Origin of the sequence: Kitasatospora sp. NPDC059795, assembly GCF_042732175.1 — a bacterium.
Classification (GTDB): domain Bacteria; phylum Actinomycetota; class Actinomycetes; order Streptomycetales; family Streptomycetaceae; genus Kitasatospora.
The window spans coordinates 1-1,562 of sequence record NZ_JBHWID010000051.1 but is presented as its reverse complement, the minus strand read 5'-3'; the positions used below and the strand labels follow the sequence as shown (position 1 = coordinate 1,562).

The window sequence follows — 1,562 nt, the reverse complement described above, 5'->3', positions numbered from 1 at the left end:
GCTCAACACGCGTGTCGCTGCACTTCACTGACTGCGCGACACACCGGATCGGCTCGGGCTGCGGAGCGGCACTGATAACGGCGTTATCAGTCAATGGCTGCGGCCGACGCTCCTGCCACGTGCGCTCTCCCTGTGCCGCAACGGTCTCGCCTGGAAGCATGCCCATGCCATGCGCCGTAAACCGAGGAAACCCAAAGAGCTTCCGGTTGGCTCATCCGGTCGCTGAGGAGGCTCACGACGCGTGGCACGACAGGATCATCGGCTCCTGCGGCAGGAGCATCGACGACGGCTCCGGGTCTGCCGAGCCGCCGGACGTCCTTGATCTCCACACCTTCAGCCTGTCCCATCACGCTCGGGGGCCGAACTCCACGACGAACAGACCGCGCCCGTGCGGCCGGCTCCAGCCTGCTGTTCAGCCTCGCCCCGGCAGTGGTCGTGGCCTACTGCAACGCCACCTCCTCCGCCTGGCTCGCTACCCTCTATCCCGCCTCGGGGGCACCTATGCCTATGGTCGCAAGCGCCTCGGCGACTTCTGAGGGCTACCTGGCCGACGGGCATTCCCTCTCGGCAAGACTGCCTCCTGCGCCGCCATGGCCCTGACCGCAGTCGACTACACAGGCGTCCACAAATCCGCCCTGCTCGCCCGCACCATCGTGGCTGCCGCCGTCGACCGAGCAGCCCAGCCAGCAGCTCACACTTATGTCGCTGTCCATGAAGGACAGGCTCTCGTGGGAGGTCCCCAGGACCTCGTCGAGAACGGTGCGGTGCAGGATGGTCCAGGCTTGTTCGGCGAGGTCGTTCGTCTTGAGGATGGTCAGGGTGAACGTGTGGAACGTGTCCTGGCCCTGCTGTCTCTTGAAGAGTCTCAGTTCCTCCGGCGACGTCCGAGTGGGGATTTGTTTCCTTGATCAGGCCCAGGTTTTCGTGTTTTACCGGTGCACTCTCGTTTACCGGTACATCAATAGTCGCTGCTGGGATTCCCTTGTGACTGCTTGGAGTGCCGGTGACGGCCGTGTCCTGGAGGATGCCTGGACCACCGGTGTCCTGCTGGATCTAGGGGGCCAGCGGGCAGTACGAATAGGTGACGAACATCGGCTTCGCCGCCTGATGTCACCCTTTTCCGGCCGGCATTCTCGCTTCCAGTCCTAGGCACTGTCCGGCGGATCATGGGCGGAGCCATAGGCGGACTGCTGCTGCGGTGACGGTGCCGTGGAAGACGTAGGCCCTTTTGTCGTAACGGGTGGCGACCGCGCGGGAGTTCTTGAGCCGGTTGATGGTCCGCTCGACCTCGTTGCGGCGCCGGTAGCGCTCGCGGTCGAAGCCAGCTGGCCTGCCGCCCGCGCTGCCTCTGCGCCGGCGGTTGGCCCGCTGGTCCTTCGGCTCGGGGATCGTGTGTGTGATGCGCCGTCTTCGCAGGTAGCGGCGATTTCGGCGTGAGCTGTAAGCCTTGTCGCCGCTGACATGGTCGGGCCTGGTCCGGGGCCGTCCGCCCAGCGGCCGGGGAACCCGGATCCGGTCCAGGACCTCGATCATCTGCGGGGCGTCACCCCACTGGCCTGGGG

General features: G+C 65.7%; 1 protein-coding gene. It reads right to left on the bottom strand.

Annotation, left to right across the window (positions count from 1 at the left end):
* Positions 1-1,164: 1,164 nt before the first annotated feature.
* On the bottom strand, positions 1,165-1,562 hold a 398-nt coding region (locus ACFV4P_RS35890; RefSeq protein ID WP_380477682.1), incomplete at its 5' end, for a transposase.